This window comes from Pseudoxanthomonas sp. (genome assembly GCF_051953815.1).
Taxonomy (GTDB): domain Bacteria; phylum Pseudomonadota; class Gammaproteobacteria; order Xanthomonadales; family Xanthomonadaceae; genus Pseudoxanthomonas_A.
Window position 1 is genome coordinate 24,850 of the sequence record NZ_JBQCIJ010000018.1, and the last position, 8,311, is coordinate 33,160.

At 68.8% G+C, this 8,311-nt stretch carries 5 protein-coding genes and 1 pseudogene; 5 read left to right on the forward strand and 1 reads right to left on the reverse strand.

Annotation, left to right across the window (positions count from 1 at the left end):
- Window positions 1–207 precede the first annotated feature (207 nt).
- The 5 genes and pseudogenes from ACTHN1_RS04825 (at window position 208) to mdtD (ending at window position 6,983) form a co-directional block, all read left to right on the forward strand.
- Window positions 208–1,461: an NAD(P)/FAD-dependent oxidoreductase gene (locus ACTHN1_RS04825; RefSeq protein ID WP_440469823.1), complete on the forward strand. Its 1,254-nt coding sequence runs from the start codon at window positions 208–210 to the stop codon at window positions 1,459–1,461.
- Complete coding sequence (gene gorA / locus ACTHN1_RS04830; protein ID WP_440469824.1) at window positions 1,458–2,819, forward strand: glutathione-disulfide reductase; 1,362 nt, start codon at window positions 1,458–1,460, stop codon at window positions 2,817–2,819. Before ACTHN1_RS04825 ends, gorA begins: the two co-directional genes overlap by 4 nt.
- Window positions 2,820–2,946: 127 nt before the next feature.
- Entirely contained in the window at window positions 2,947–4,419 is a 1,473-nt protein-coding gene (locus ACTHN1_RS04835) for a DUF418 domain-containing protein (protein ID WP_440469825.1), read from the forward strand.
- A gap of 65 nt (window positions 4,420–4,484) precedes the next feature.
- Window positions 4,485–5,498 carry a DMT family transporter gene (locus ACTHN1_RS04840; RefSeq protein ID WP_440469826.1) on the forward strand — a complete coding sequence of 338 codons (1,014 nt, stop codon included), beginning with the start codon at window positions 4,485–4,487 and terminating at the stop codon, window positions 5,496–5,498.
- A 57-nt stretch (window positions 5,499–5,555) separates the two neighbouring features.
- A pseudogene (gene mdtD, locus ACTHN1_RS04845) lies at window positions 5,556–6,983 on the forward strand (multidrug transporter subunit MdtD).
- A gap of 21 nt (window positions 6,984–7,004) precedes the next feature.
- Here the strand turns inward: mdtD and ACTHN1_RS04850 are convergent.
- Entirely contained in the window at window positions 7,005–8,135 is a 1,131-nt protein-coding gene (locus tag ACTHN1_RS04850) for a carboxylate-amine ligase (RefSeq protein ID WP_440469827.1), read from the reverse strand.
- Between the last annotated feature and the right edge of the window lie 176 nt (window positions 8,136–8,311).

Below are 8,311 nucleotides of genomic sequence, written 5' to 3' on the forward strand. Positions count from 1 at the left end.
TGGCGGACACGACCGGCGATGTCCGTACGATGTTGGCGCGAGACAAATGGTGTCAATAGAAACTATGTGAAGAAAGACAGAGAATGACCGTTACCTTCTCCGGATTACGCTTGACATGTCCTTGGTGGCTGACGCCGTATGGAAAAAACGGTCATGCGATTGGCCAGGCGCGCCCGCAGGGCGTCGCGCGATGAGCGGGCGGCACGCATGAACCACCGGCGGGAGGAAATCCTCGTTCTCGGTTCGGGCGCGATCGGCCTGTCGACCGCGCTGATGCTGCTGGAAGCCGGGCGCGCGGTTCGCGTGCTCGAAGCCGGCGAGCACGTCGGCGCCGGGGCATCGCACGGCAACTGCGGGACCATCACGCCCAGCCATGCGCCGCCGCTGGCCGCGCCCGGCGTGGTGACGCAGGCATTGCGCTGGATGCTGACCCCGGATGCGCCGCTGTATCTCAAGCCACGCGTGGATCCCGCGCTGTGGCGATGGCTGTTGCGCTTCGCCGCGCGCTGCAATCCACGCGATTGGCAGGACAGCGCGCGGGCGCGCGCCGCGCTGCTGGACGACTCGCGCGCACGTTTGGCCGAATGGGTCGAACGCTACCCGCTGCGCTGCGAGTTCCAGGAAGAAGGACTGGACTACGTGTTCCGCGATCCCCGCAATTTCGAGCGCTATGTGCGCGAATGCGAATCGCTGCGCCGGATGGGCATCGCCAGCGAGGTGATTGCCGGGTCCGACTATGAAGCCCAGGAGCCGGCGGTTCGCGCGGGCGTGGCCGGCGCGATCCGGTTTCCCGACGACGCGCGCCTGCGCCCGGATCGCTATGTCGCCGAACTCGCGCGCGCCGTGCGCGAGCGGGGCGGCGAAATCGAAACCCGCTGCCGCGTGCTCGGTTTCGAGGACGATCGCGATGGCGTGCGCATCGGCACTTCGCAGGGAACGCGGGAAGGACGCGAGGCGGTGTTCGCCCTCGGCGCGTGGACGCCGGAATTCGCGCGCCGGCTTGGCCTGCGCGTGCCGATCCAGCCGGGCAAGGGCTACTCGGTGACCTACAGCCGGCCACCGCGGGTGCCGAAACGGCCGCTGGTGCTGAAGGACCGTTCGGTCTGCGTGACCGTATGGGACAGCGGCTTCCGCCTGGGCAGCACGATGGAATTTTCCGGCTACGACGATCGCCTCAACGACGTGCGGCTGGCGGCGCTGGAGCGCGGCGCGCGCGAATTCCTGCATGACCCCGTGGGCGATGTCGTGCAGGAGCGCTGGTGCGGCTGGCGGCCGATGACCTGGGACGATCTGCCGCTGCTGGGACGCGTGCCCCGGCATCCGCGCCTGTGGCTGGCCGCCGGCCACGGCATGCTCGGCATCAGCATGAGCGCGGCCACCGGCCAGCTGATGGCCGACCTCATCACCGGCCGTCCGCCGGCCCTCGACCCGCATCCCTATCGACCGGAGCGTTTTTCATGAACCCGCAGACCGACTTCGACCTGATCGTGATAGGAGGCGGCTCCGGCGGATTGGCGGGCGCCTTCCGCGCCGCCGCGCACGGCGCGCGGGTGGCGCTGCTGGAACCGGCCGAACTCGGCGGAACCTGCGTCAACGTCGGTTGCGTGCCGAAGAAGGCGATGTGGCTGGCGGCCGATACCGCCCAGCGCATCGCCCTGGCCGCGCAGCTGGGCTTTGAACTGGAGTCGCGTCCGCTCGACTGGCGCGAGTTCATCGTCCATCGCCAGCGCTACATCGCCGGCATCCACGCCAGCTATCGCAAGCGCCTGGATGAGAGCGGGATCGTCTGGATGCCCTGCCGGGGCCATCTGGTCGATGCGCATACCGTCGAGAACAGCGACGGCGCGCGCCTGCGCGGCGAGCGGATCCTGCTCGCCACCGGCGGCAAGCCGCGCCGACCGCCGGTGCCCGGCGCGGAACTGGGCGGGGTGTCCGACGATTTCTTCCAGCTCTGCGATCCGCCGGCGCGGGTGGCGCTGATTGGCGGCGGCTACATCGCGGTCGAGCTGGGCGGCGTATTGCAGGCGCTCGGCAGCCAGGTGGAACTGTTCGTGCGCGGCAGGCGCCTGCTGGAAGGTTTCGATCACGAACTGGCCGCGGATCTGCTGGAGGACAACCGCCAGCACGGCCTGCGCGCGCACTTCGGTCACGCGCTGGCGGAACTGCGGCCGGCCGGAGACGGCAAGGTCGTGCTGATCGATGCCAACGGCGAGCGCAGCGAACCGTTCGATCGCGTGCTGTTCGCCACCGGACGGGTGCCGAGCACCGCCAGCCTCGGCCTGGAGAACGTAGGCGTGACGCTGGACGCGCGCGGTTTCGTGGAGGTCGACGCGTGGCAGAACACCAGCGTGGCGAACATCCACGCGGTCGGTGACGTCACCGCCGGCCCCGCGTTGACCCCGGTGGCGATCGCGGCGGCGCGCCGGCTGATGGATCGCTTGTACGGCGGCAAGCCGGACTCGCGGCTGGAGTTCCGCGACATCGCGACGGTGGTGTTCTCGCATCCGCCCATCGGCAAGGTCGGAATGACCGAGCAGGAGGCGCGTGACCACTTCGGCGACGCCGCCGTGCAGGTCTATCGCGCGCGCTTCCGGCCGATGCTGCACGCGCTGGCCGATTCGCCGCAGCGCAGCCTGTTCAAGCTGGTATGCGCGGGCCAGGAGGAACGCGTGGTCGGCCTGCATCTGCTGGGCGAGGGCGCCGACGAGATCCTTCAGGGATTCGCGGTGGCGATCCGGCGCGGCATCACCCGCCGGGATCTGGAAGACACCATCGCCATCCATCCCACCTCGGCCGAGGAAGTGGTGCTGATGCGATGAGCGGCGTTGGCGCCTGGCAGCGGCCATCCGACGGAAGGACGGCCGTGCCGACAGTTGGGTGACCTCCGGCACCTGAGGCGCCCCGGGGCCGGCGCTATGGTGCGCCGGTACAGGCAGGAGAGCCGCCATGCATCAGGACGCTTCCGCAGTCGCCACCGCGCCCGAGCCCGATCAGACCGGCGCCGCGCTGACCCCCATCGATGCCGGCGAGCGCATCGCCGCGCTGGACATCATCCGCGGCTTCGCGCTCATCGGCATCTTCCTGATGAACGTGGAATGGTTCACCCGGCCGATCAGCGAGCTGGGACGCGGCATCGATCCTTCGCTGCACGGCATGGACTACGCGGTGAGCTGGGCGGTGTACGTGTTCGTGCAGGGCAAGTTCTGGACCCTGTTCTCGCTGTTGTTCGGCATCGGCTTCGCGGTGATGCTCGGGCGAGCGGAGCGCCGGGGAGGCGCCTTCGTCGCGCCCTACCTGCGGCGCATCCTGGGACTGCTGCTGTTCGGCATCGCCCACTTCATCCTGATCTGGACCGGCGACATTCTGCACAACTACGCCATCACCGCGCTGGCCCTGCTGCTGGTGGTGACCCGCAACTGGAAACTCTGGCTGGGCATGCTGCTGTCGTTCGCGGTCGCCGCCGTGGTCCTGAAGTCGGGCGCGCTGGCGGCGCCGATCGCGGTGCTCGTGCTGGTCGGCGTGCTGATGTTCTTCCTGCACCGGGGCAGCCTGGCGCGCTGGTGGAAGTGGGGTGTGACGCTGTATTCGCTGATGTTCGTGCTCGGCCTGATCGGCGCGGGCGTGACCGCGGTGTACCCGCAGATCCGTTCGCCGGAAACCGCCGAGCAGGCCGCCAAGCGCCAGGAGCGCCTGGCGGAACGGGCGAAGGAGCGGGTCGAGGAAGTCCGCATCGACAGCCGCGGCACCTATGCCGAAGCAGTGCGTTACCGCGCCACCAAGTTCGCCGAGGACATGCCGGACGCGGCCGGCCTGAGCTTCATGGCGCTGCCGATGTTCATGATTGGCTTCTGGTTCGTCCGCGCCGGCGTGGTGGCGCGACTGCGCGAACACGCGGCGCTGTTCCGGCGGCTGGCGGCGTGGACCTTGCCCATCGGCATGGCGATGACCCTGTTGAGCGTGTGGCTGGTGCCGAGTTTTCCCGGCGACGGCATGGGGGGACGCGATCCGATGCGGATGACCGCGGTGTCGCTGTTCCAGTTGGGCGCGCTGCTGCTGTGCCTGGGCTACTTTTCCGCGATGGTGCTGCTGCTGGGCACGCGCGCCGGCCGCTGGCTCGCTCCGCTCGGTTACGCCGGGCGGATGGCGTTGACCAATTACATCGGCGCATCGCTGGCGGGCACGCTGTTCTTCTTCGGTTATGGCCTGGGCTATTGGGGACAGTTGTCCCGTCCCGGACAGATGGCGTTCGTGGCGGTGGTGTTCGCGTTGCAGATCGGTTTCAGCGCGTTGTGGCTGCGTCATTTCCGCTATGGGCCGCTGGAGTGGGCCTGGCGCGCGCTGACCTACTGGCAGTTGCCGCCGATGCGCCGCGCCGGCGGACACGCGGCGAACGCGGATGGAACGGTGCATCCGACCTGACCCGGGCCACGGCGGGTTTAGAATGCGCGCATGGATGAGCGTACCACCCCACACGCCTTCCGTCCGTGTCCCCATCGCGCGCCGGCGCCCATGCCCGCATGAGCGGCGCGACGCCGGACGAGGACAAGCAGCAGGACGAATCCGCCAGCGCGGTGCTTGACCCGGAGGCCGCGCCCTCTGGCGCGGCGGCGCCCGGACCGCTGCTCGGCGGCTTCGCGCTGGCCGCGCTGGGCGCGATCGCGTTCTCTGGCAAGGCGATCATCGTCAAGCTGGGCTACCGCCACGGCGTGGACGCGATCACCCTGTTGGCCCTGCGCATGCTGGTCGCGCTGCCGTTCTTCCTGCTGATGGGCGCATGGGCGGCCCGCCGCGCCGCGCCGCTGGCGAAAGGCGACGGACCGAAGATCATCGGGCTGGGCTTCTTCGGTTATTACCTGGCCAGTTTCCTGGACTTCGCCGGCCTGGCGTACATCACCGCCACCCTCGAACGGCTGATCCTCTACCTCACCCCGACCCTGGTGCTGGCGATCGGCCTGCTGGTGTTCCGGCGCCGTGCCCGTCGCGCGCAGCTGGTGGCGCTGGTGATCAGCTACGCGGGCGTATTGCTGGCGTTCGGCCACGACTGGTCGCTGGGCGGCGGCAACATCGCGCTGGGCAGCCTGCTGGTGTTCGGCAGCGCGCTCGCCTACGCCGTCTACCTGGTCGGCAGCGGCGAGATGGTGCGCCGGGTCGGCGCGGTGCGCCTGACCGCCTACGCCAGCAGCGTGGCCAGCGTGCTGTGCATCGGCCAGTTCCTGCTCCTGCGACCGCCGGCCAGCCTGATGGCGGTGCCGGCGCCGGTCTGGTGGCTCTCGCTGCTCAATGGCACGGTGTGCACGGTGCTGCCGGTCCTGATGGTGATGATGGCGGTGTCGCGTATCGGTTCCGCCCTGGCCGCCCAGATCGGAATGATCGGGCCGGTGTCGACCATCGTGCTCAGCCTGTTGCTGCTGGGCGAGCCGATGGGACCGTGGCAGGTCGTCGGCACCGTGCTGGTGATGTCCGGCGTGTTCGTGGTCTCGCGGCAGAAGGCCGCATGAGCGGGCGCGCCGCCGATCTTCATCCCTCCGCGGGGCCGGCACGGGCACAATGACCGCATGAATTCCTCCGAGATTCCGCCGCCCACCATCGCCCTGCGACCGTTGCTGTGGCTGGTGGCGGCCGGGGTGTTCATGCAGATGCTGGACAGCACCATCGTCAACACCGCGCTGCCGGCGATGGCCCGCGATCTGGGCCAGTCGCCGCTGCGCATGCAGGCCGTGGTGGTGGCCTACGCGCTGACCGTGGCGATGCTGATTCCGGCGTCCGGCTGGTTGGCGGACCGGTTCGGCACCAAGCGGATCTTCATCGCCGCGGTCACCCTGTTCACGCTGGGCTCGCTGACCTGTGCGTTCTCGCAGAACCTGCCGCAACTGGTCGCTTCGCGCGTGTTGCAGGGCATCGGCGGCGCGATGCTGCTGCCGGTGGGACGACTGGCGGTGCTGCGCGCGGTACCGCGCAAGGACTTCCTGGCGGCGATGAGCTTCGTCACCGTGCCCGGCCTGATCGGTCCGTTGATCGGCCCGACGCTAGGTGGCTGGCTGGTGGAAGTGGCCTCGTGGCATTGGATCTTCCTGATCAACCTGCCGCTCGGCGTGCTCGGCACCGTCGCCGCATTGCGCTGAATGCCGGATCTGCGCGGACCACGGGTCCGCTTCGACGCGCTGGGTTACGTCCTGCTCGCCTTCGGCATGGTCGCGGTGTCGCTGTCGCTGGACAGCCTGTCCGATCACGCAGGCAGTCGCGGGGCGATGGTGGTGCTGCTGGTGTTCGGCCTGGCCGGCCTGGTGGCGTACTGGCTGCACGCGGTGCGGGCGCCGCGCCCGCTGTTCCCGCTGGCCTTGTTCCGGGTTCCGAGTTTCAGCATCGGCCTGCTCGGCAACCTGTTCTCGCGCATGGGCAGCAGCGGCATGCCGTTCTTGATTCCGCTGATGCTGCAGGTCGGGCTTGGCTTCTCGCCGATGTCGGCGGGCATGCTGATGATTCCGGCCGCGCTGGCGGGCATGTTCTCCAAGCGCATCGTGGTGCCGCTGGTGCAGCGGCTCGGCTATCGCAAGGTGCTGGTCGGCAACACGGTGCTGGTGGGACTGGCGATGGCCAGCTTCGCGCTGGTGTCGGCGGACCAGCCGATGTGGGTGCACCTGATCCACTTCGCCTGTTTCGGCGCGGTCAACTCGTTGCAGTTCACCGCCATGAACACCCTGGCGCTGCGTGATCTGGACGGCGATCTGGCCAGTAGCGGCAACAGCCTGCTGTCAATGACGATGATGCTGGCGATGAGCATCGGCGTCGCATTGGCGGGCAGCCTGCTGGGCGTGTTCGGCAATCCCGCCCTGCACCCGCTGCAGGGACAGGCGTTGTCGGCGTTCCGCTGGACCTTCGTTTGCGTGGGCCTGATCACGATGGCGTCGGCGGCCATCTTCGCCCAGCTGCAGCCCACCCACCGGATTCCGCCTTCCAGCGTGAAGCGCGCCGATCCGGGCTGAGCGGCGCGGGCGTTCCGGGCTTCAACCGTCCTTCGGGACGCTGGCTTCCGCCAGCCAGTCCACCACCGCCTGCAAGGCATCCAGCCGACCTTCGCCGACGTACCGGCGCTCGCGATAGATCGCCACCTGCCGGTGCGCGCTGGTGCCGTGCTGGAGGATGCGCCACAGCTGCTCGAACGCTTCACCGGCGTCCAGCGCCGCGATGTCTTCCTCCAGGACCTGCTGGGTACTGCGCAGCATCTCCCGCACCGGCACCAGCCGCCCGCTGGCGAGATCGATCAGGCCGGCGTCGTAACCATGACGCTGCGCCCGCCACAGGTTCTCCGCGATGATCGCCTGCACGCCGGCATCCAGTCCGGCGTGCCGCTCCGGATGCTGTTCCAGGTGGCGGACCAGGCAGCGGAACAGTTGCGCCAGCGCCAGCGCATCGTCGGCATCGGTGCAGCAGTCCGGAACCCGCAACTCCAGGGTGGGGTACTGCAACGACGGACGAATCGCCCACCACAGGAAGCTCGCATCCTCGATGGTGCCGGACTGCACCATCCGCGCGACGTAGCGGTCGTAGGCGGCCTGGTCGGCGAACAGCGGCGGCAGGCCGGTACGCGGGATTTCCTGGTAGGCGGTCTGCCGATAACCCATCAGTCCGGTGGGATGGCCCATCCAGAATGGCGACGAGGTGCTGATCGCCAGCAGCAGCGGCAGGAAGGGTTGCAGCCGTCGCAACAGATCGACGCGCGAGGAGGTGTCGGCCGGCTGCACATGCACGTGCAACCCGCAGACCAGGTTGCGATGGCCGAGCATCTGCAACTGCTCCATCACCCGGTCGTAATGCGGCTTGTCGGTGCTGCGCTGATCGCGCCACAGCCCCATCGGATGGGTGCCGGCCGCGAGAATCGCCAGGCCATGCTCGGCGGCGATGGCGCCGACGGTACGACGGAGGTGATGCAGATCGCGGCGCGCTTCCCGGTGATCGTGATGGACCAGGGTCTGCACTTCGACCTGGGTCTGCAGCAGTTCGCTGCCGACCCGATCACCCAGCGCTTCGTGGCAACGGGCGAAAAATGCCCGCGGCATGTGCCGCAACCGGCGGCGGTTGCGGCGAACCAGGAAGTATTCTTCTTCGAGTCCGAAAGTGTAGGGATGTGCCTGCACGCGTGGCCCGTCCGGGAAGGAACAGGCCGTTTATCGCATCGGCGGGGTAAACGTATCGTTCAGACGCGCCCCCACGCCCGGGGGGGCGCTGTGGCGGGCCGCCGTACTTTCCCACGTGTTTTGCGAGGTACGCGTACAATCGCCGGGACAGCGCCGCGCGGGTGTCGGGGGTGTAT

Bases quoted from the DNA above. Each gene is read 5' to 3' on its own strand.
- ACTHN1_RS04825 (WP_440469823.1), top strand. From the start codon at position 208: ATGAACCACCGGCGGGAGGAAATCCTCGTTCTCGGTTCGGGCGCGATC.
- gorA (WP_440469824.1), top strand. From the start codon at position 1,458: ATGAACCCGCAGACCGACTTCGACCTGATCGTGATAGGAGGCGGCTCC.
- ACTHN1_RS04835 (WP_440469825.1), top strand. From the start codon at position 2,947: ATGCATCAGGACGCTTCCGCAGTCGCCACCGCGCCCGAGCCCGATCAG.